This is a genomic window from Haloferula sp. BvORR071 (assembly GCF_000739615.1).
Lineage (GTDB): Bacteria > Verrucomicrobiota > Verrucomicrobiia > Verrucomicrobiales > Akkermansiaceae > Haloferula.
Genome location: NZ_BATP01000027.1, coordinates 1 through 21,319, shown reverse-complemented (window position 1 = coordinate 21,319; position 21,319 = coordinate 1). Strand labels below are relative to the sequence as shown.

General features: G+C 63.4%; 14 protein-coding genes. 3 read left to right on the top strand and 11 right to left on the bottom strand.

Features of this window, described 5'->3' with window-relative positions:
• Nucleotides 1-122: 122 nt before the first annotated feature.
• From BV071_RS14810 to BV071_RS14790, 5 genes are all read right to left on the bottom strand, one after another.
• Entirely contained in the window at nucleotides 123-1,505 is a 1,383-nt protein-coding gene (locus tag BV071_RS14810) for an FAD-binding oxidoreductase (protein ID WP_052573374.1), read from the bottom strand.
• A gap of 54 nt (nucleotides 1,506-1,559) precedes the next feature.
• Entirely contained in the window at nucleotides 1,560-5,768 is a 4,209-nt protein-coding gene (locus BV071_RS14805; protein ID WP_035608596.1) for a LamG-like jellyroll fold domain-containing protein, read from the bottom strand.
• A 289-nt stretch (nucleotides 5,769-6,057) separates the two neighbouring features.
• Nucleotides 6,058-7,761, bottom strand: coding sequence for a choice-of-anchor tandem repeat GloVer-containing protein (locus BV071_RS14800; RefSeq protein WP_035608593.1), 1,704 nt, complete (start codon nucleotides 7,759-7,761; stop codon nucleotides 6,058-6,060).
• Between the two features lie 283 nt (nucleotides 7,762-8,044).
• Nucleotides 8,045-10,906: an aconitate hydratase gene (locus BV071_RS14795; protein ID WP_035608588.1), complete on the bottom strand. Its 2,862-nt coding sequence runs from the start codon at nucleotides 10,904-10,906 to the stop codon at nucleotides 8,045-8,047.
• A gap of 130 nt (nucleotides 10,907-11,036) precedes the next feature.
• On the bottom strand, nucleotides 11,037-13,811 hold the full coding sequence (locus BV071_RS14790) for a bifunctional aconitate hydratase 2/2-methylisocitrate dehydratase (protein WP_035608585.1): 2,775 nt from the start codon (nucleotides 13,809-13,811) through the stop codon (nucleotides 11,037-11,039).
• Between the two features lie 228 nt (nucleotides 13,812-14,039).
• Between BV071_RS14790 and BV071_RS14785 the strand changes: the two genes are divergently transcribed.
• The gene (locus tag BV071_RS14785; RefSeq protein WP_265594455.1) at nucleotides 14,040-14,411 is read left to right on the top strand and encodes a hypothetical protein; all 372 of its coding nucleotides are present in this window, start codon (nucleotides 14,040-14,042) and stop codon (nucleotides 14,409-14,411) included.
• A 23-nt stretch (nucleotides 14,412-14,434) separates the two neighbouring features.
• On the opposite strand, the gene BV071_RS14780 is transcribed toward BV071_RS14785, so the two are convergent.
• The gene (locus tag BV071_RS14780) at nucleotides 14,435-14,740 is read right to left on the bottom strand and encodes a sulfite:cytochrome C oxidoreductase subunit B (RefSeq protein WP_035608580.1); all 306 of its coding nucleotides are present in this window, start codon (nucleotides 14,738-14,740) and stop codon (nucleotides 14,435-14,437) included.
• 3 nt (nucleotides 14,741-14,743) lie between these two features.
• On the bottom strand, nucleotides 14,744-15,970 hold the full coding sequence (locus BV071_RS14775) for a molybdopterin-dependent oxidoreductase (protein WP_035608577.1): 1,227 nt from the start codon (nucleotides 15,968-15,970) through the stop codon (nucleotides 14,744-14,746).
• Between the two features lie 148 nt (nucleotides 15,971-16,118).
• Here BV071_RS14775 and BV071_RS14770 point away from each other — a divergent pair, with 148 nt between their 5' ends.
• Complete coding sequence (locus tag BV071_RS14770; protein ID WP_035608571.1) at nucleotides 16,119-16,745, top strand: LysE family translocator; 627 nt, start codon at nucleotides 16,119-16,121, stop codon at nucleotides 16,743-16,745.
• Between the two features lie 16 nt (nucleotides 16,746-16,761).
• Here BV071_RS14770 and BV071_RS14765 read toward each other — a convergent pair whose 3' ends face one another.
• The 4 genes from BV071_RS14765 to BV071_RS14750 all read right to left on the bottom strand — a co-directional run bounded on the left by BV071_RS14765 (nucleotide 16,762) and on the right by BV071_RS14750 (nucleotide 20,802).
• On the bottom strand, nucleotides 16,762-17,169 hold the full coding sequence (locus tag BV071_RS14765) for a hypothetical protein (RefSeq protein ID WP_035608569.1): 408 nt from the start codon (nucleotides 17,167-17,169) through the stop codon (nucleotides 16,762-16,764).
• A gap of 151 nt (nucleotides 17,170-17,320) precedes the next feature.
• Complete coding sequence (locus BV071_RS14760) at nucleotides 17,321-17,956, bottom strand: gluconate 2-dehydrogenase subunit 3 family protein (protein ID WP_052573373.1); 636 nt, start codon at nucleotides 17,954-17,956, stop codon at nucleotides 17,321-17,323.
• A 19-nt stretch (nucleotides 17,957-17,975) separates the two neighbouring features.
• Nucleotides 17,976-19,760, bottom strand: coding sequence for a GMC family oxidoreductase (locus BV071_RS14755; protein ID WP_035608561.1), 1,785 nt, complete (start codon nucleotides 19,758-19,760; stop codon nucleotides 17,976-17,978).
• A 226-nt stretch (nucleotides 19,761-19,986) separates the two neighbouring features.
• Entirely contained in the window at nucleotides 19,987-20,802 is an 816-nt protein-coding gene (locus tag BV071_RS14750) for an NYN domain-containing protein (protein ID WP_052573372.1), read from the bottom strand.
• Between the two features lie 142 nt (nucleotides 20,803-20,944).
• On the opposite strand from BV071_RS14750, the gene BV071_RS14745 reads away from it, so the two are divergent.
• Complete coding sequence (locus BV071_RS14745) at nucleotides 20,945-21,262, top strand: hypothetical protein (RefSeq protein ID WP_265594454.1); 318 nt, start codon at nucleotides 20,945-20,947, stop codon at nucleotides 21,260-21,262.
• The last annotated feature ends 57 nt before the right edge of the window (nucleotides 21,263-21,319 follow it).

Genomic DNA, 21,319 nt, shown 5'->3' with positions numbered 1-21,319 from the left:
AGGAAGCTGATTTTGTGCTGTTCACCCTTACATGAGGACCACGCAGTGCGCGGTCTTCATGATCATAGACCCTTCAGGATTGTGGACGTTCAAAAGTTCTGTGATTTTTTTAAGAAAAACGTTCAGGCCCCCGGCAAGCGGACGCTCTGGGCGTGCCGGATCCGGTCATCTGGGTCCAGTCGGGCCTTGAGCGCCTGTAGCCGCGCGTAGCCGTTTCCGAAATAGGCATCGCCCCAATTCGACAGCCGGGAATCGGGATAATTGCGGTAATGGTTGCGGATGCCTGCATCTGCCAGCGCTTGGCGCACCGTCGCATGACCGGCGGCAAGTTTCGCGGGCATGGTGCCCTTCTCCCAGTAAGCCTGCAGCTCGCCCAAGAAACCGAAGGCGCGGTGCGGATAGGCGGACTCAGATTCACGGGCAATCGCGCCGCCCAGCGTATTCACTTGGAAGATCAGGCCGGGTGTCCCGCGGACCGTGGCACAAATGCCAGCCACAGCTGGCTTCAGCTCGTCCCAACCCCGGTAGAAGCCGGCCGAGACATTGTCGAAGGGTAGCGGCCCGGGCTCCCCCTCATAGCGCTTGAGCGAGTCCGCGAGTGGCTTGGTGAGGGAGCCTTTCGACGCGAAGCCCGCTTGGTGCAGTGCCTTGGTCGCGGCAACGAAGGATGACCCTTCCGCTGATTTCGTGGAGGTGAGAAGTACCGTGGCCTGGTTCCAATTCAGGATCACGGCGGAGAAGCAGGGCTCCGGCAGCGCGGAAGCGATCTCGAACCAGCGTTCGAGGTGCTTCGCCAGGCCTCCGGCATCCAGACCCTTGGCGGTGAACTTTCTGGTCGAAAGCGTGGGCGGTGCGGGCCGCGTCTCGAAGGTGAAGGAGGTCACCACACCGAAGTTGCCATTGCCTCCACCGCGACATGCCCAGAGCAGCTCCGGCTCGTCGCGTGAATCGTGGATCTCGCCATTGCCATCGACCATGCGCACCTGCAGCAGGTGATCGCAGGTCAGGCCGAATTCGCGGGCGAACAGCCCGTAGCCGCCTCCGAGGGTCAGGCCAGCCAAGCCGACTCCACCGCAGGATCCCGCCGGGAGCAGGCGGCCTTTCTTGAGGAGCCAAGAGTAACAATCGCGAAGCTTCAGGCCCGGCCCCGCCGTGAACCGGAAACTCCCCGCTTCTAACAAGCGGTTTGCCATCCCCGATAGCTCCACCACCAGCCCGCCATCGTTCAAGCTATCGCCGATGAAGCCGTGCCCGCCGCTCTTTACCGCCACCGGCATGCCCGCCTCCTTGGCGTGCTTCACGGCTGCCACTACATCGGCCTCCGTCCGGCAGCAGGCGATCAACGCGGGCTTCAGCTGGATCGTCGAATTGAAGGGCCGCCGCGCCGCCTCGTAGCCGGCATCCGCGGGCTGAAGGTAGCGGAGTTCCGTCTGCTTTTCCTGGGACCATGCCGGCAGTGCCGTGAGTGAGAGACCGATGAAATTCCGGCGCGTGAAGAGTGACACGGCGGCATGCTCCCATGCTTCTTGGCAAAGACAATCACCCGCGCGTGGCAAGCGTCAGGGGGCGATATAAACTGCCCGGAAGTAGCGGTTCGTGCCGATTCTGGGGACGGTGATCTCGTGGTTGTTTTCGTCTGCCGAGACCGGCACCGGAGTGCTGGTCCACGGGCCATTCGGATCCTCCGCAGCCTGCAGGGTGAAGCTGCCCACGGTCACCACGCGGTTCAGGCTGAGAGTCGCCTCAGTGGGGGACAAATCCTTCACCGAGAGAACCAGGCGCGAGTTGCGCCAGGTGGGATCGAAGCCAAGCAGCATCTCCTCTCGGTTGCCTACCCCGTCCTGATCCGGATCAGCGGCCGGTAGTGCGTCGTTGCCGGTCAGGCCGAAACCTGCGACCCAGGCAGGAAATGGATCCGCCGGGGCGAAGGTGACTGTCAGCAGCGAGTTGGCACCCGTGCCCGGTTGCACGCTCATCGAGAGGCCGGTTCCGGCGGGACCGACGAAGGTGACGGTGGGCGGGCTCGCCATGCTGCCCTGATAGGCCACGAGCGGATAGGCCACCCCGGTTGCTGGGACCGAGTTACTTCTCACCACGATGCCACCGGCGCTGCGGCTGTAGTTCCCGGTCACCGTCAGGGGCGCTACCGAGGTGGATCCGAGATCCAGCAGCAGGTTCCCGCCACTTTGATTCAGGGAAGCCACGCTGAGTGGCGTGGCGGCGAGGTCCAGATCTCCTGCTTGGAGGACGAGCTGCACGGCGGGTGCGATCGCGCCGCCCAAGCGCAGCGCTGCGGCACCGCCCTTGGTGAATTTGAGCGGGCTTCCTAGTGCGCCACTGAAGACCCCGGCAGTGGTCTGCTGGACGGTAAGCGCGGAGGATGAGCCTGTGCCGTAGATGCTGCCCTTGCTGCCGGACAGGTTGCCGATGATCGATTCCGCGTTGCCCAGCTTTACTTCGGGGCTGCCTCCGGCGAGCGCCAGAGAGGCGCTTGGCTGGTTCCAGCGCTGGTTGAGATCCAAGCGCGATTGCAAGCCATCCATCACGACGCCCGAGAGCGAGTCCAGGCCGCCGCTGGCGTCATTGACCAAGCGGGCGCGGGTCCCGAGCCTTACACTGCCACTGCCCAAGGCACGGCTCGCTCCGGCACGGAGGACCACGAAATCATCTCCATCCGCCGTGTGGGTCACGGTCCAATCCCCGGTGAAGGCATTGTTTACGGAGTTCACGGAAAGCTGCCGCAAGTCTCCCGAGACCGAGCCGCTGTTGGTATCGGAGATCAGATCCAGGCGGCCGCTGCCGGAGAACGCGCCGGTGAGAATCGCCGCGTTCGCATAGCTGCCGCCGTTGATCCGGAAGGTGCCGATGCCCTTGTTAGTGATCGACGCGGGAATGGTATGGGTCGAGCTGCCGACCGAGGCCCGCACTTGGATCGCGCCGCCGCTCTCAAGCGTAACCGGGGGAAGGCTGTAGGAGACATTCTGGTTGGTGGTCGCGTGCAAGCGGGCAAGGTCGAGGATCCCGCCATTCTCGATCCGCAGAGTGCGCCCGATCAAAGCCTGGCTGTTGGAGGCGTTGTTGTTCGAGCTGACCACGTGTCTCACCGCGTAGTCCTCGCCGCTGTTCTGCGTGCCGGTGACGGGGGCTGCCACGCCGGTTGTCCACGTGGTGGCCAGGTTCCAGGCACCAGCCATAATCGAGGTTGGATGGTCGTCGATGGTCAGGGTCGCGCTTGCCGGTGCGCCGGTCGTGAAGTCGGCGGTGCCAGTTAGGCCGAGCACCACGGTCTTGGTCGCCTGGGGGGCGGCCGCGATGGGTGTGAGCGTGACCGTCTTGGTGAGGGTGCCGTCCGGGAAGCTGACATTCGCCGGGAGAGCCTGATAGTCGGTTCCGGAAACGGCGGTGCCGGAGATCGTGAAGGGCACCGTCACGTCGCCGAGGGGATGGCTGCGCGTGATCACGAAATCCGCGGCGATGGGCCCGGAGCGCGAGGGGACCCCGAGGCTGCTCACGCTGACGACGGGAAGCGGTGGTGGCAGCACGGTGAAAGCCACAGGTGCCGAGCTGATCGAATAGCCCCAGTCGCCGAAGCTTGCCCGCGCGGTCACTGAGTGCAGGCCTGCATGGATCGCCGGGATTGTAAGCGAGTAGGGCGGAGCGATCGCCGTTCCGAAGAGTTCGCTGCCTTCGGAGAAGTCCACGCCTTCGATTTGATATCCGGCCGCGTTGTTGAGCTGTGCGCTCAGGCCGAGATCGAGTGCTGGCACGGAAGCTCCCGCCAGTGGGGCGCTTACCGAGATCTCCGGCGGATGTTCTGCTTGCTGATAGAGCGACTCGATCTGTTCTGCCGTCAGCGTCGCGGCGTAGGTCCGCACGTCATCCATCCAGCCTTTGTAGTGGCGGCTGGTGTTGAGCGAGTCCCGGCCCAGGTAGAAGGTGGAGTTGAAGGCTTCCGAGGTGATCGGGGTGCTATGGGTGGCGCTCTGGAGGCCAGCCGGCGTCCGCAGGAAGAGGCTCACGCCGGTGGGCGATACGGCCATCGATACCAGACACCATTTCCCATCGGGGACAGTAAGAGCGGGCGAAGGCGTGAAAGTGCTGCCGCTGTCATTCCATTGGTAGCGGAGCTCGTTGGCATCCCCGAAGCCGAAACCCGCCACGGAGGAGCCACCGCGGGTGAAGACTACCGGGGCCCACGGGTTTTGGGTTCCGTCGCGCTTGATCCATGCCGTGAAGCTCAGGGTGGCGGTGTTGTAATTCGGCGCAGAGATCGAAGTGCGATCATTCGAGCCGTCATAGTAAACGCCGCGGCCGGTCACCGCATTTGATCCTGGCTCGCCAACGACGGCTCCATTCTGGTGAGTCCCATTCAGGGAGCGGATGGCATTCACTGCCGTGGTTCCGGATGTCTCGTCCAGCTTCCACTGGTCCACCGGCAAGAGGGCATCCGCCACCGGGCGGACGACGGCGTAGCCGGTGGCCGTCTTGCCGCCCGCGTCCGCGATCTGATAGCTGAAGTAGTCGGTCTCGCCCGTGATGTCGGCCGGGCCGGGAGTGTAGAGGATCTGGTCCCGACCGGCCGGGCCGGTTCCGACCGAGCGCGTGAGCTTGCCGCCCAAGGCAGAGGTCGTGGGGAAGCTCGCCAGGCTGATCGCGTCGCCATTCGAGTCCGAGTCGTTCGCCAGCACATCGATCGGCACTGAGCCACCGTTCAGGAATACCGCCCGGTCCATGTTGGCCCGCGGGGGCAGGGGGAAAGTGTAGGCTCCCAAGCTGTCCAGGACCGAGGTCTTGGTGTTGCGGTGGGCGATGATCTTGGAAAGCTCCGCACTGGAGAAGCGTGAGAGCGAATTGTCCGACATGATGGTCGGGCCCTCCGGCTTGCCGCCGCCCTCGTAGTGATTCGATCCCCAGTTGTGTCCGGCCTCGTGGCGCCAGATTACGGTGAAGTCGCCATTGGCATCCGTTCCATCGGCAGAGTAGCGGCTGGAGGTGCCGATCGTGCCGACGTAGGCCAAGCCTCCGCCAGCGCCGGGGCGCGCGACTAGTGCCAGGTCGTGCGTCGTGCCGATGGGGGCACCGGCGTTCCAGATCGTCCGGATGTGGGGCAGCAGCAATCCCGTGTCCCCGCCGTCCGGTTCGTAGGGATCGGCAGTCGCGTCGGTCCGCACCAGCACTTGGCCGATGCGGTGGAGAAGGGCCGCATCCCGCAAGTAGATCATGTCCGTGGCCATCAGGCAGAACTCGGCCATCTCCACGGTGGCATCGATATTCGAGCCGCAGGCCACGTATTCCCGGTAGGTGGCATCCACGCCGACTTCGGCGGCACGGACGACGGCACCGGCACCGCCGGGATCGACCATGGCGGTCGGCCAAGCGGGGATCCAATCGGTGGATCCACGGATCGTGGCGGTGCCACCGGTGCTGCTCCACTCCACCCCGCTCTCAAAGCTGATGCGGCACAGGAAGCTGCCATCGGCGCGGATCAGCCCGGCGGCGATCGCCCCCGGCTTACCTTGGACGGTGCCCAAGTAGGTCCGGGCCTCCAAGGGCGTGCGGGCGGTGAAAGCGCCGGTGGAGTCTTGGACCAGCACCGAAAAATTGGTGCTGCGGATGGGGTGGTAGGCGAAATCGACGGTGACGGACTCGGTCCCGGTGGAGATGGTCCGCGTGAGGGCCGCCGGGGCTTCCGCGTGGCAGGGGGCCAGGCTCAGGAGGTAGAGACCCGCGATGTGGAGGCAGCGGGATTGGAGCAGCTTCGCCATCATTTACTCGACCCTTTAGTCGATCAAAAATGGTCTGATAAGACAAAAATTAGCCGTTAATATGAGCTAAAGTGTATCGAAGGCTCCTCCGCAAACCCGAGCAGGGTACAAGGGAAGGCCGCCAAGGTCCCACCCCTGGCGGCCCGAATCATTTCCCTTTAAGCGTCCACACCCATGGACAAGGAAGCTGACTTTGTGCTGTTCACCCTTACATGAAGTCCGACGCAGTGCGCGGTCTTCACGGTCATAGACCCTTCGTGAATCCGGATGTTCAAAAATTCTAAAAAGAATTTCAATCGGGCAGGGTTGCGAAGCCCGCGAAGGCTCCGCCGGTAGAGATACTCAGCACGTAGCTGAACATCGGCGGGGCGTCTTCCGGGGTGACGAGCGAGATTCGCAAGGTGAGGACCTGATTCGTTCCGCCCGGGATGCTGACAGTCGCCGAGTCTGACCAATCCAAGGCTCCGCTGAAGGTGAGTGGCCGGCCTTCTCCGGCAATGGTCGCGGTGAAGGTCCCGCGGGGGGTCACCTTGAGCTTGAGATCGTCGCCCGAGATAGCCCCGGCAGCTTGATAGGTGCCCGCGGCGTTGCCTTGGAACCAGATGGTGCCCTTGGACTGCCGCTCCGATTCGTCTTCCACCACATACGGGATGATCGCGCTGCGGCGCCCGCCCTCAGCCGGAGTATAGAGCACCCGGTCCTTCAGCTTCGGATCGGCAGGGATCGAGGCGCTCCCTTGGCTCGCTTGTCCCACCGAAACCAAGCGGAGCTTTTCGCGGGCGGGATCGCGGTCGTTCTTGAGCGGGGAGATCAGCAGTTCCTTGTTGCCCTTCGAGTTCACGACATCCATCTGGGCGAGGGGGAAGTAGTCGCCCTTGCGGCTGTCGTCGCCCGCTACTTGGAAGAACATCCCGCCGCCCTTCACCTCTTGGACCAACTTTGAGTCGCCGCCGCGCTTCATCCAGTTCTCGTAATAGAGGAACCCGAATCCGCTTGGCGCGAATAACGAGGTGCCGAGCGTCGCGCCATAGATCATGTCAGGTGCCACCTGGCAGAATCCGAACATCGAATAGTCCCCGAAGCCGCAGACCATCCGGTGCGTTCCATTCGGCTTGTATTCGATCAGGCTGTCCCCTCCGGAGACAATTCCCTTGGTCGAATAGCCGGCGAGGTAGTGGATGGTGCCATCATCCCCCGCGTGCACGAAGCTCTGTATGAAGGGAGGGTGGCTCGGTGCGGGCGACCAGCGGAAGTCATCGACGAAATCCACCGAGCCGTCGGCATTCATCCAGTGTAGGCGGCTGCCGCCGGTTGTTCCTTGCGCCCATTCAGCATCCAGCAGGAGTCCGCGGCTGGAGTAGGCAAGGGCTTTTACGCCGGTCGTGGGACTTGGGAAAGTCGGGCAGGTAACGTCGGAGAGGACTGCGCCGTCGGTGATGCGCACGCGGCGCATTCTCATGTTGTTCGGACCTAGGCCCGGCTTGTAGGCCACGATGGCGTGGGTGGGCTCGGCGGGATCGGTGAAGACCCGGGTGAGGGGGCCGACGTTTGCAACCACCGACATGCTGCCGTCCAGACCCAAGCGCACGCAGTGGCCGGCCGCTGAGAAGGTGTAAAACGCGTTGTCCGGGCCCTCGATCAATTGATGGGCCCCATACGCAAAGTTGGTCGCCTCCAGCGGCGGGGTGATCAAGCCGTCGGGCTGCAGGTCCATGACCACGGAGAACTCACCATCCGGCCGCACGCGATAGAGCACGCCGCGGGCGAAGCGGCCGCCCGATCGGGTCAGGCCGTAGAAGCAGCCGTCCTTGCCCATCGTGAAGACGTGGGTGGGCGTGGAGCCGCCGTCATTGCTGCCGGGAAAGGTGCGAAGCTGTCCGAAGCGGTGCAGGACCTTCAGCTTGCCGTCCGGCTCCATGCGGAAGACCTCGCCGTTGCCTCCGGGGAATGTCTCCATGTTCACGCCATACAAGTAGCCGTCGGGCCCCGCGATCATGCCGGCGGGATTGCTCTTCCGTGGATAATGCGGAAAGCCCCGCACGGTTTCCGCCGCAGCAGGAAGACAGGATGCTAGGGCGAGACACGAAAGGACGATCCGGTAGGGCGGGTTCACTCACTTCTCCCTATCTGTCATCTTATCTCCGGCAAGCGCGAAGCGGGTCGGCCGACCAATCTCCCTAACAAGATGAAATGGCGGTGAAAAAGCACCGGGGAAACCAAGAAAGAGGCCGCCCCCGGTGCAGGAGCGGCCTCTCTTGAAGGCGATTGCTAGGAAAGGTTCAGCCCTCCAGGATCTGATCCAGCACGTAGGGCAGGATGCCGCCGGCGAGGTAGTAGTCCACTTCAGCCGGGGTATCGAGGCGCACCTTCAGCGGGAACTCCATGCGGGAGTGATCCGGCAGGTGGGCGATGAGCAGGGCGTCTTGCATCGGCTTCAGTTCGCCGCCGATGCCGGTGATATCGAAGCGGGCTTCGGCGAGGGACTTCACGCGGTCGTAGTCGGCGGCGTGGATGAAGTTCAGGGGCAGCACGCCCATGCCGATCAGGTTGGAGCGGTGGATGCGCTCGAAGGACTTGGTGACCACGGCGGAGACGCCAAGCAGGCGGGTGCCCTTGGCGGCCCAGTCGCGGGAGGATCCCATGCCGTAGTCTTCACCGCCGATGATGATCAGTTTGGTGCCATCCGCCTGATAGGCCATGGAGGCATCGTAGATGAAGGTCGGCTTGGCACCGTCCACGGGATCGATCTTCTGGTCCGGCTCGGAGACCATGGCCGGGCCGAAGTACTGGGTGTAGCCACCTTCCACGCCGGGGCACATCAGGTTCTTGATGCGGACATTGGCGAAGGTGCCGCGGGTCATGACGCGGTCATTGCCGCGGCGCGCGCCGTAGGAGTTGAACTCGGCCTTCTCCACGCCGTGATCGAGCAGATACTTGCCCGCGGGCGAGGTCGCCTTGATCGAGCCGGCCGGGGAGATGTGGTCGGTGGTGACGGAGTCGCCGAAGATGCCGAGCGGGCGGGCATTGAGGATATCGCCTGTCACCGTTGCGCCGCCATCGAAGAAGGGTGGGCTCTGGATGTAGGTGGACTTCTCGTCCCAGCCGTAGGTCGCGCCGGCCGTGCCGGAGATCTCCGCCCACTTCGGGTTCGCGGAGGCGAGGTCCCCGTAGAGCTTCTGATAGACCGCGGGCTTCAGCGCGGCGGCGAGCTGCTCCTTCACCTCGGTGTGGGTCGGCCAGAGGTCTTTCAGGAAGACCGGATTGCCGTCCTTGTCATTGCCCAGCGGCTCGGTGGTCAGGTCGAGATCGACGCGGCCTGCCAGCGCATACGCCACGACCAGCGGCGGGCTCATCAGGAAGTTCGCCTTGATTGAGCCATGCACGCGGGCCTCGAAGTTGCGGTTGCCGGAGAGCACGGAGGCGCAGACCAGGCTGCCTTCCGAAATGGCACCTTCAATCGAAGGGTGCAGCGGGCCGGAGTTGCCGATGCAGGTGGTGCAGCCGTAGCCGACGGTCTGGAAGCCGAGTTGATCGAGTTCCTTCTGCAAGCCGGTGGCCTCGAAGTAGTCGGTAACGACGCGCGAGCCGGGAGCCAGCGAGGTCTTCACGTAAGGTGCCACGGTCAGGCCAAGCGCGTTCGCCTTCTTCGCCACCAGGCCCGCGGCGATCATCACGCTCGGGTTGCTGGTGTTGGTGCAAGAGGTGATCGCGGCGATCAGGATCGAGCCGTGGGCCAGCTCCATGTCCTGCGGGCCGCCGGCGAAGAGATCCTCGTTGACCTGATCGGGAGTCGGGCGGTTCGAGACCATCTCAACTTCGTTGCGCTCGCCGCCTTCGAAGGGCTGGTGATTGCTATCGGTGGAGAGCAGCGAGTCCACGGACACGCCGGCCTTCTCGCGCATGGTCAGGCGTACGCGCTTCTCGCGATCGCTGGCAGGCAGGCCGAAGCCGCCGTTCGCGACCGGAGCGGTGAAGAGCGTGTCGAAGGTCTCGCGCAGCGCGGTCACATCGATGCGGTCCTGCGGGCGCTTCGGACCGGCGACGGCGGGAACGATGCTGGCGAGGTCGAGCTCGAGCAGGTCGGTGTATTCGCACTCGCCCTTGTCCGGGATGCCGAAGAGGCCTTGGGCCTTGTAGTAGTTCTCGACCGTGGTGCAGAGCTCCTCGGTGCGGCCGGTGCCACGCAGGTAGTTGATCGTTTCCTCATCCACCGGGAAGAAGCCCATGGTCGCACCGTACTCGGGAGCCATGTTGGCGATGGTGGCGCGGTCCGGCAGGGAGAGCGCCTTGGCACCCGGGCCGTGGAATTCCACGAACTTGCCGACCACGCCGTGCTTCCGCAGCAGCTGGGTGATGCGCAGGGTCAGGTCGGTGGCGGTCACGCCTTCCTTCAGCTCACCGTGGAGGTAAACGCCCACCACTTCCGGGACTAGGAAGGTCACCGGCTGGCCGAGCATGCCGGCTTCCGCCTCGATGCCGCCCACGCCCCAGCCGACGACGCCGAGGCCGTTGATCATGGTCGTGTGGGAGTCGGTGCCGACGAGGGTGTCCGGGTAATAGACGCCGTCCTTGGACAGCACGCCCTTTGCCAGGAACTCCAGGTTCACCTGGTGGACGATGCCGATGCCGGGAGGCACGACGGAAAAGGTTTCGAAGGCCTGCTGGCCCCACTTCAGGAACTCGTAGCGCTCGCGGTTGCGGATGAACTCGATCGCCATGTTGCGGTCGAGGGCGAGTTGGGAGCCGGCGAAGTCGACCTGCACCGAGTGGTCGACGACGAGGTCGACGGGCACCAACGGCTCGATCTTGGCCGGCTGGGCACCGCGCTTCACCGCGGCGTCACGCATCGCCGCCACGTCCACGAGCAGCGGCACCCCGGTGAAGTCCTGCAGGACGATCCGGGCGACGGTGAAGGGGATCTCGTATTCGCCCGGGGTCTTCGCGTTGTAGTTGGCCAGGTTGGCCACGTCCTTCTCCGTTACCTTCCGGCCATCCACACAGCGCAGCACCGATTCCAGCACGATCCGGATGGACACCGGCAGCTTGGAGAGATTCGGGAAGCCTTGTTCGGCGAGTGCGGGCAGGGAGTAGAATTTGCCGTCGGCGCCGGAGCCGGTCTTGAACGTGCGGAGCGTGTCCATAGGAAATTATTCATACAACAGCGCCCGGAAAGTTCCAGAGGCATCCCAAAGTACGCAATGCGGCTCTTGAGCCTCAAGGACCCAAGAGCCGGCAAAGTGAGGACGGGCTGATGGCCCGCGGTCCGCTGCGTCAGGAGGCGGCCACCAGCTCCTTCACCGGTGGGGCGAAGGCGGTGAGGTCGATGCCTTCGACCGCGGCCTTGTATTCGTTCAAGCTCGGGGTGCGGCCGAGGACAGCGGAAAGGACGACGACGGGGGTGGATGAGAGGAGGGACTCGCCCTTCTTCCGGTCGGAGTCTTCCACCACGCGGCCTTGGAAGAGGCGCGTGGAGGTGGCCATGACCGTGTCACCTTTCTCGGCCTTCTCCTGGTTGCCCATGCAGAGGTTGCAGCCGGGGCGCTCGAGATACATCATGTTCTGATACTCGGTGCGGGCGGCGGTCTTCGGTGCGTTGTCGTCGAACTCGAAGCCGGAATACTTCTCAAGGATGGCCCAGTCGCCTTCGGCCTTGAGCTCATCGATGATGTTGTAAGTCGGCGCGGCGACTACGAGCGGCGCGTTGAACTCGACCTTGCCCTGAGTCTCCTCAAGGTTCTTGAGCATCTTGGCGACGATCTTGAGGTCGCCCTTGTGAACCATGCAGGAGCCGACGAAGCCGAGGTCCACGGACTTACTGCCTTCGTAGTAGGAGAGTCCGCGGATGACGTCGTGCGTGTAGCGCTTGGAGACATCGTCGTTGTTGACGTCGGGGTCCGCGATCATCGGCTCGTCGATGATGTCGAGGTCCACGACCATCTCGGCGTGATACTTGGCAGTGGCATCGGGAGCGAGCGGCGGTTTTTCCCCGGAGCGGATTTCAGCAATGCGCTTGTCGGCCTTGTCGATCAGGCCCTGCAGGACTTGGCTCTCATTGTCCATGCCCTTCCCGATCATGATCTGGATGCGGTCCTTCGCAATTTCCAGGGATTCGATGAGGGTCTCAGGCTGTGAAATGCAGATGGACGCCTTGGCCTTCATTTCGGCGGTCCAGTCGGTGAAGGTGAATGCCTGGTCGGCAGGAAGGGTGCCAATGTGCACCTCGATCACGCGGCCTTGGAAGACGTTCTCGCCGAACTTCTTCAGCATCTGCGCCTGGGTGGAGTGAACGACGTCGCGGAAGTCCATGTAGGGCTTGAGCGTGCCCTTGAATGTGACCTTCACGGACTGAGGGATGGGCATGGTCGCTTCGCCGGTGGCGAGAGCAAGGGCGACGGTGCCGGAGTCCGCGCCAAAGGCGACGCCCTTCGACATGCGGGTGTGGGAGTCGCCGCCGATGATGATGTCCCAGTCGTCCACGGTGATGTCATTGAGCACCTTGTGGATGACGTCGGTCATGGCGTGATAGCCGTCCTTCGGATCGCGGGCGGTGATGAGCCCGAAACGCTGCATGAAGGACATCAGCTTCGGAATATTGGCCTGGGCCTTCTTGTCCCAAACGGAAGCGGTGTGGCAGCCGGACTGGTAGGCGGCATCGACCGTCGGCGAAATGACGGTGGCGGCCATGGCCTCCAACTCCTGCGAGGTCATCAGACCGGTGGTGTCCTGCGAGCCGACGATATTGACCTCGACGCGGACATCGGAGCCGGCATGCAAGGTCAGGCCGGGAGTAACGCCGACGGCGTTGCGGTTGAAGATTTTCTCGACGGCGGTGAGGCCCTGTCCCTGATGGGAAACTTCCTTGGCGGGAGCGAAGACGACGGGGGCTTCGACTCCCAGTGTTTCAGCCGCAAAGGTCTGGAGCTTCTTGCCGAAGACAATGGCGTAGGAGCCGCCCGCCTTGATGAACTCGAGCTTCTGCGGGGTGAATGCGGAAGAGACGTCTGCCAGCACCTTGCCATCACCGTAGAGCTTCTTCTCCTTGGTGTTGATGGTGAGGACGGTTCCGGTTTCGACCGAGTAGGCCTGTTCCAGGATCGGTTCGCCATTGGCGTCTTTGACCACTTTGCCTTCGGCGTCGGTCTTCTTGACCCAGTTCTTGAGATCGAGGCCGATGCCGCCGGTGACGCTGACGGTGGTGAGGAAAATCGGGGAGATGCCGTTGGTGCCTGCGACGACCGGGAAGATATTGACGAAGGGCACATACTTGCTGGCCTGACGGCCGGTCCAGAGAGCGACATTGTTGACGCCGGACATGCGGGAGGAACCGACGCCCATGGTGCCTTTCTCCGCGATGAGCATGACGCTCTTGTCGGGGTGAAGCTTTTGGAGAGCCTTGATGGTTTCCTGAGCCTCCGCGTTGATCAGGCACTTGCCGTGCAGCTCGCGGTCGGAGCGGGAGTGAGCCTGATTGCCGGGGGAAAGAAGGTCGGTCGAGATGTCGCCCTCGGCGGCGATGTAGGTGACGACCTGGACTTCCTCCGGGACCTCCGGGAGCTTGGTGAAGAACTCGGCGGCGGCGTAGCTTTCCAGAATGCCCTTCGCGACCGGGTTACCGGCCTCGTAGGCGGCCTTGAGGCGCGAGGTATCGGCGTCGTAGAGGTAGACTTGGGTCTTCAGCACCTCGGCAGCCTGGCGGGCGATGTCGGCATCGTCGCCGAGCGCGAGGTTGAGCAGGGTCTGGATGGATGCCCCGCCCTTCATGTGGGAGAGCAGTTCGAAGGCGAAGGTGGGGGAGATTTCCTCCACGACCGACTTGCCGAGAATGATTTCCTCCAGGAAGGCAGCCTTCTCGCCGGCCGCGCTGGTGGTGCCGGGAAGGGTGTTGTAGATCAGGAAATCGAGGGACTGCTTCCGGTGCTCGTTGGAGGGGTCTTTGATCTGGGCGATGATCTCGGCCAGAAGTTCGGCGCCATCGATGGGCTTGGGATGCAAACCTGCGGCTTTGCGTTCCTCAATTTCCGCCAAGTAGTCCTGATAAAGGTGCATGTTCTTAAAGTCGATCGATTGGAAGTGGGAGAGATCTAGCGGCGCCGGGTTTTAAATGACTGATGGCTAGGAACAAAGGTTCGCGGGGTAGACATTCCTCCCGCTCGCGGCGCGGAGGTTAGGAGCGGGGAAAAAAATGTCAAAAAGCTTCCCCGGCCATGGAAAAAGCGGCGTTTGGGACGGGATTGCGGGTTGAGCAGTGGCGGTGCCATGTCCTAGCCTCCCCATATGCGAAATTGGTGTGCGCTGCTGGGGATGACATGGATTTTGGCCTCTTGCGGCGGCACCGGGATCCCGGCGAGCGGGAACATGGCCAGCGGCGGCGACCCGGAGGAGGGCGGGATTTCCGAGGTCCCGAACCCGAATCCTGACATGGCGGCCAAGAGCGGCACCCCGCTCTCGACCCTCCAGCGCGGCCATGAGACCTACATGCTCCAGTGCGGCCAGTGCCACCACTACATGCTCCCAGCCAAGGTGGACACCGACAAGTGGGAGAAGACGATGCCCAAGATGATCCGCCACGCCGGCCTCGCACCGGAGGATGAGAAGGCGGTGCTGGCCTACGTGCTGGCGGTGAAGAAGGTGGGCTCAGGGAGCTGATCTACCTCCGCGCTGAAGCGGCCCTATTTCTTCCCGTAATTCTCGGTCAGGTAGTCGATTAGCGGCTGCACTGCGTCCTCGGGCAGTGGTGCGGCGTATTTGTCCCGCATCTTCAGGACCGTGGCTTCCCAGAATTTCCGCGGCATCACGGGCTGCGTGGCGATGTATTCGACCGAGTGGCAGGTAAAGCAGTGAGCTTGGGCAAGTTCCGCGCCCTTGCCTTCCTTGAACTTCGCAGGTTCGAGTGGCAGCTCGATTTTCTTCACTTCGGCCCGGGACAGGAGCGCCGGGACCACGAGCAGTGGCAGGAATAAGATCGTGCGCTTCATGGCTCAGGCGATTTCGACTTTCACGGCTTCCACCACGTTGCGCATGTAGCCGGCGGGGTTCCACAGCGCTTCCGTCGGCTGGCTTTCACCCACGCTGTTGAAGGCCCGGACTTTCCACTCGGCGCTGCCCTTGGCACCTGGCTGGTAGGCAAGGGTCCACTCGCGGAAGGAGAAGCGCCCGAGATCCTCGCCCAAGGTGGCGGATTGCCAGCTCTTCCCGCCATCGCCGGAGAATTGGACCTCCTTGATGCCCGCGCCGCCGTCGAAGGCGATGCCGCGCAGCGCGACTTTCTCGCCGACCTTCACCTTTGCTCCGTTCTCGTGGCTGGTGATGAAGGAGCGGACATTGAGGCGATTGATCGGCACGGTATTGGCTGGGGCGGTGCCGGGTGGGACGCAGGCTCCCGGGGTATCCGGGATGCGATAGGCGGTCTTCACCCAGAAGCCGTCGAAGTCCTTGTCGAGCACGCTGATCTCGGTGAGGTGCTTCACCCAGTAGGTGGAGTAGTAGCCCGGCACCACCAGGCGGATAGGGAAGCCGTTGAGCATCGGCAGGTCCTCGCCATTCATGGCATAGGCGATCAGGATCTCGCCATTCAGCGCATGGGGGAGGCCGAGGGATTTCACGAAGTCCGGCGTGTTGGGCATCACCGCGGTGTCCAGACCGTCGAAGGAAACTTGCTTGGCGCTGGCCTTCACGCCGGCTTTTTCCAGCACGTCCTTGAGGCGCACGCCCTTCCAGCGGGCATTGCCCATGGCACCATTGGCGAGCTGGCCACCACCGACGCGCGGTTGGCTGAAGCCGCGGCTGTTCCCGGAGCACTGCGCCACCGCGACAGTCTCCACTGCCTCGAAGTTCTTGCGCAGATCGTCGAGGGTCAGCGTGAGCGGCGTGTTGACCTCGCCTTTGATCGTGAGGCGGAAGGTCTCCGTGTCGATCGCGGTGGGGATGTTCGCGAGGTGGTAGCGGACGAAGAAGGCGTCGTTCGGAGTGAGGATGCCCTCGTTGAAGACCGAGAAGGGAGTTTCCAACTGCGGTGGGCGCGAGGTCAGGACTATCAGCGGCCGCTTGCCGGGGTAGGCGACGAGCGCGCGCGTGCCATTCTCGAAGGGCAGGGTGATGGTTTCACCCGCTCCCCATAGATCGCTCGCGGCGAATGCTCCCACGCTGCCAGCGAGCAGCTTGAGAAGGTCGCGCCGTGAGCTGCGGCCGTGATCGAATGAAATCATGGAAAGAGACTAGCGTCCGTGCCGGCGACAGGGGCAAACCCTCATTTTATAAAGGCAAAGGTGCCAGTGTTTGAATCGTCCGCGGCGCAAGGGGGCAGCTTCGCGCTCGTCAGGGAGCGGTCTCCGGCGCAGGCTCCGGCCGCGGTCCATGTTCGGTATCCAATACTTCGGCGTCTTTCTGCTCAGCGGCTTCCTGCTCAATCTGACGCCCGGGCCGGACAACTTCTACATCCTCGGGCGCAGCATGGCGCAGGGCCGCGGTGCGGGGGTGGCGTCCGCGCTGGGAATTGGCGCTGGCGCGCTGGTCCACACCTCGGCGGCAGCGCTCGGCTTGTCGGCGATCATCGCAGCCTCGGCGACGGCCTTCTTTTTGGTGAAGTTGGCCGGTGCCGCCTATCTGATCTATCTGGGCATCCGGATGATGCGCAGCCGCGCTTCCAGCGATCCGCTGCCTGCCAGCTTCAGCACTTCCGGCTTCTGGCCGGTCTTCCGGCAAGGGCTGCTGACGAACGTTCTCAATCCGAAGGTGGCGCTCTTCTTCCTCGCCTTCATGCCGCAGTTCATCCGGCAGGATAGTCCCTCGAAGTTCGCAGCCTTCCTGGTGCTTGGCCTGTGCTTTGTTTTCACCGGCACGCTGTGGTGCCTCTTCCTCGCGTGGTCCTCGGCATGGGTGGGAGAAAGGCTGCGGAAGAGCCCCGGCTTCTCGACGCTGCTGAATCGCGTGGCGGGTGGACTGTTTGTGTTTTTGGGCGTCCGGCTGGTGGCGACGCGGTAGGTGCATGGCCTTCCGTTCAGGGCTGAACGCCGTCCTTCTTCTTGATGAAGGCTTTCAGGCTCGTGGGGCTGGCGAGGTCGGGTGCGAGGATCTCGACTTCGCAGCAGAAATAGCCCCCCATGAAGATGCGCTCGCCATTGTCCAGGAGGAACCAAGTGCCTCCCGGGTCCTTGGTCATGTGATGGGACCGGAACCAATATTTGGCCTGCGAGCCGTCGCCGAGGGTGAGGATGCCGATCTCGGTGCTGCCGGCGAGGGTAGTCTTGCGCTGTCCGCCACCGATGTCTTCCAAGGTGGCGGTAGCTGGATCATGGGTCCTCATCACGTGTCCGAGATCGGCCTTGGTGGAGCTTCTCGAACAGGAAGAGAGGGCAAGCGGGGTCGCCAAGCAGAGGATTTTGATGGCGAGACCGGACGGGCGCATGGGTGGGTGTCTTGGAAGACACTTTAGCACGATGCAGCGCTACGGTGTAAATGGGCTTCCCGAGCTTGTGTCCAACGACTGGGTGACTCTTCGCCGGTGGCTCCGCGCACCCGGCAGGAGCCGTCCGTGGTTGGCAGCTTCGGGACGTAATTCACACGCCTTCCAGCCCGAGGAACTTGATCACCTCATCCGGCACACCGGGATAAGGCCCTGCGATCGGCACGTTGCCGACGTAGCCGAGGGCCTTCCAGGTGGCGGGGTGGGTGTAGTAACCCCCGAGGGCAAGCATGCGCAGCTTCTTGAAGAAGCGCGCACCGTAGGCGAGCTCGGGCGGGGCCTTTGCGGGATCGCAGATGCTGTCGAGAATGGCGGTCTGCTGCGCGACCGTGGCTTCCGTGAAGGCCTTGCCGTGGAGGGTCCAAGTGTGGGTATTGATCCAGGAGACGCCACCGCGGATGGTATCGTGGTCCTCGCGGTTCTCCGCGTAGGGAGCGCCGACCCATTCGTTGAGGAAATCATGCACCCCGATCTTCGAAGCGGCGGGCGAGCTTTCATCCTCGGGAAGGATGAGGTCAACCAAGACGGCGAGGGTGGCGAGTTCAGAGGCTTCCAAGGGCAGGTCCCAAGGAATCTGCTTGGTGCTGTAGTCCGGGTCGCTGAGCGGATTCTTGAAGTGACGGGTGAGCGGCTTCGGCGGCGCGGCACCGACTGGGGCCAGGGAACCCGCGGCGCTCACGGCGGCCACCAGCTTGAAGATGCTGCGGCGGGAAATGTTGGATTCGTGCATGGCAGTGCGGCGGTTCTGGTTAGATGGTGCCCTGCTTGAGTTCGCCCAGCAGGTAGTCGGAGGAGCGCCAGGCGAGGGCCAGCACGGTGAGGGTGAGGTTCTTGTCGGGATTCGAGGGCAGGATCGAGGCATCCATCAGGAAGAGGTTCTTCACGTCCCAGGTCTGGCCGAAGGAATTCACGACGGAGCTCTTGGCATCGCTGCCCATCATGGCGGTGCCGGCTTCGTGGATGATCTCGCCGGGTTTGTTCAGCGCCTCACGGCCGGGGACTGGGGTGGCCTTGCCGCCCATCGTGGTGATGAGTTCGGCGAAGGTGTTCTGCATGTGGGTGGCCTGGTTGATCTCGTGGTCCGACCACTTCCAGTGGAAGCGCAGGGTCGGGATACCCCATTGGTCCACACGCTCGGGATCGATCTCGCAGTAGCAGTTCTCGTTCGGGATCATCTCGCCGCGACCAGCGAAACCGATGGTGGCTCCGAAGTAGCGGCGCGCGTCCTCCTTGAGCTTCTTGCCGTAAACACCTGGCGAAGTGGTATCCAGAAGTCCCAGCGAGCCCATGCCCGGCATGTAGCGGCCGCCGCCCATCTCGATGTGGTAGCCGCGGGCGAAGCCGAGCTTCTCCTGGCTCTTGTAATTCCACCACGGGGTGTAGACGTGCTCGCCGCCCGCGCCGTCCTCGTTGTGCGGCGGGACGTTTTCCATTTTCGGAATGTGTCCGGACATCGAGGAGCCGACGCTATCGGTGAGGTTCTTGCCGACTTGGCCGCTGCCATTGGCGAGGCCGTTCGGGAAGAGAGCGCTCTTCGAGTTCAGGAGAATACGGGCGGTTTCGCAGGTGCTGGCGCTGAGCACCACCACCCGGGCCTTGGCGATCGAGTCGACCCGCGTGAGCTTGTCGACGTAGTGGACGCCGGTGACCTTGCCGCTCGAGTCCACCATGACCTCGCGCACCATGGCGTCGGTGATGATGTCCAGATTGCCGGTGGCGAGGGCGGGCGGCAGCAGCACCGTGGTGCTCTGGAAGTTCGCTCGGATCGAGCAACCGCGTCCACAGGCCGTGGCCCAGAAGCAGGCGGCGCGGTTCGACATGTCCGCGCCGACGATGCGCTGGGCGAGCGGGTTGTTAGGGAAGAGTTTGGCGGCAAGCACGTCGCCCTTCATCGGCTCGGTGAGCACGGCGCGGTGAATCGGGATCACCGGGATGCCGAGCGGCTTGCCGTACTTCTTGATGAGGAGCTCGGAGGCGCGGGGCTTGGGTGCCGGCTGGAGGACACCCGGCGAGGAGTCCGGCGTGTTTTCCATGCCCTCGTTGGTGCCATGGACGCCGACCAGCATCTCGGTCTTGTCGTAGTAGGGGGCGAGGTCCTCGTAGGAAATCGGCCAGTCGAAGCCGAGGCCGTCGCGGGACTTCGGCTTGAAATCGTAATGGCCGAAGCGCAGCGAAATGCGGCCCCAGTGGTTGGTGCGGCCGCCAAGCATGCGCGGGCGCCACCACCAGAATTCCTCCTGGGTGCCTTCCTTGTCGCGATAGGGCTCGCCCGGGACCTGCCAGCCGCCGCCGACCGTGGCATCGTAGTGGCCGAAGAAACGGTCCGCCGTGCCTGTGCCGCGCAGGGGCGCTTTGTCGGGCGTGTTGAACATCGGCGTCTCCTTGACCGGGTCGTAGTTCCGGCCGGCCTCGATCATGAGGACCTTCACGCCATTGAGCGCGAGATGCATCCCCATCATGCCGCCGCCCGCTCCCGAGCCGACGACAATGACATCATATTCACGCAGCGATTTCCGGTCGGTCAGGATGGCCATGGATTCAGTCGAAGGCTACAGGTGGAACTCGGGTTTTGTTTCAGCGCAGGACGCGGAGGCCGCGCTGGCATGCATGCAAGCGTCGCGACCCCTTGGCATCTATCTAACGTGTACTGTCAGGACGGGGGTTTACTCGATTCGTCGCCGAAGGGAAGAAATCGGGCTGTCCCCATTTTAGAGCGGGCTGTGAGCTTGCCGGGTTTCGGGATTCCGGAAGGATGGCGGGCTACCGTCTCCGGCGTCTTCTCGCAGGCGCGCGGGCGGGAGCTTCTTCTTCCGGTTCTTGTTCTTCCTGAGGCTTCGCGCGGACCTGCACGTGCTGGTCCTTGCGCACCACTTCAAACAGGTCGGTGGCCTTGATCAGGTCGCTTAGACGGGCGTAGCCGTAATTGCGCGAGTCGAAGTCGGGCATGCGCTTGGAAAGGGTCGAGCCGACACCACCGAGCGAGGCCCATTCGCTTTCGTCGCCGGTGACGGCATCGATGGCCTTGCGAATGCTCGCGATCAATTCCTTGTCCTTGCGGAGTTGGGCACCGGTCCTCTTCGGTTCCGGTGTGAGATCGCCACTCTCTGCGGCAGTGGTGGAAATGGCCGCGATGACGTCGGTATAAACGAACTTGTCACAGGCTCGGACGAAGGGTTGCGGGGTCTTCTTTTCACCGAAACCGTAAACGGTGAGGCCCTGCTCGCGGATGCGCGCGGCGAGGCGGGTGAAATCGCTATCACTCGTAACCAGGCAGAAGCCGGAGAAGCGCCCGGTGTAGAGCAGGTCCATGGCGTCGATGATCATCGCGCTGTCGGTGGCGTTCTTGCCAGTGGTGTAGCCGAATTGCTGGATCGGCTGGATCGAGTGATCGAGGAGCTCCTTCTTCCAGCTGCCGAGGTTCGGCTTGGTCCAATCACCGTAGATGCGCTTTACGCTGGCGGTGCCGTAGGTGGCGATTTCCGAGAGCACATGGGCGATCTTCGACGCGGAGGCGTTGTCCGCATCGATGAGCACGGCAAGAGGTTTGAGGGACGGGTCCGACGAGGGATCTGGCATTGTTCGATTCTTCCCCGATTCCGCAGGGGTCGGCAAATCCGATTGTGGGCCTGCGGCAACTATTTCCCCCGGGTGGCATTCGCGCCAGCAAGGCTTGACCGCTATTGCCCGGAGGCGCGGGTCCGTGTTAGGAAAACCGGCCATGAATAAAGCGCTTCCGCTCATGGCTGTGGTCTTGATTCCGGCTTGCGCGCCCACGCCGGCCAGGCCGTCCGCGTCATCGTCGGCGCCAGTGCCGGATACCGCGATGTCCACCCGCTCGAAAGTAAAGCTGGAGACCCTACAGCGAGGCCATGGCGTCTATCTGGCCCACTGCGGCCGCTGTCATGAGTACATCCTGCCGAAGGACATCAGCCGCAGCGATTGGCACGTGGTGGTGCCCGGGATGGCGTGGAATGCCGGGATTTCGAAGCAGGATGAGAAGGTCCTGACCGCCTACATCATGGCGGCCAAGAAGTGAACGACTGGCTGGAATTGGCGCGCTTCGCCCTGATCATGGCGCTCGGGCAGTTCAGCC

Coding starts and splice junctions, on each gene's coding strand:
- BV071_RS14800 (WP_035608593.1), bottom strand. CDS start 7,761: ATGATCGCGGGGCCCGACGGCTACTTGTATGGCGTGAACATGGAGACA.
- BV071_RS14775 (WP_035608577.1), bottom strand. CDS start 15,970: ATGATTTCATTCGATCACGGCCGCAGCTCACGGCGCGACCTTCTCAAG.
- BV071_RS14765 (WP_035608569.1), bottom strand. CDS start 17,169: ATGCGCCCGTCCGGTCTCGCCATCAAAATCCTCTGCTTGGCGACCCCG.
- BV071_RS14755 (WP_035608561.1), bottom strand. CDS start 19,760: ATGGCCATCCTGACCGACCGGAAATCGCTGCGTGAATATGATGTCATT.
- BV071_RS14780 (WP_035608580.1), bottom strand. CDS start 14,740: ATGAAGCGCACGATCTTATTCCTGCCACTGCTCGTGGTCCCGGCGCTC.
- BV071_RS14805 (WP_035608596.1), bottom strand. CDS start 5,768: ATGATGGCGAAGCTGCTCCAATCCCGCTGCCTCCACATCGCGGGTCTC.
- BV071_RS14795 (WP_035608588.1), bottom strand. CDS start 10,906: ATGGACACGCTCCGCACGTTCAAGACCGGCTCCGGCGCCGACGGCAAA.
- BV071_RS14790 (WP_035608585.1), bottom strand. CDS start 13,811: ATGCACCTTTATCAGGACTACTTGGCGGAAATTGAGGAACGCAAAGCC.
- BV071_RS14785 (WP_265594455.1), top strand. CDS start 14,040: ATGCGAAATTGGTGTGCGCTGCTGGGGATGACATGGATTTTGGCCTCT.
- BV071_RS14750 (WP_052573372.1), bottom strand. CDS start 20,802: ATGCCAGATCCCTCGTCGGACCCGTCCCTCAAACCTCTTGCCGTGCTC.
- BV071_RS14760 (WP_052573373.1), bottom strand. CDS start 17,956: ATGCACGAATCCAACATTTCCCGCCGCAGCATCTTCAAGCTGGTGGCC.
- BV071_RS14745 (WP_265594454.1), top strand. CDS start 20,945: ATGAATAAAGCGCTTCCGCTCATGGCTGTGGTCTTGATTCCGGCTTGC.
- BV071_RS14770 (WP_035608571.1), top strand. CDS start 16,119: ATGTTCGGTATCCAATACTTCGGCGTCTTTCTGCTCAGCGGCTTCCTG.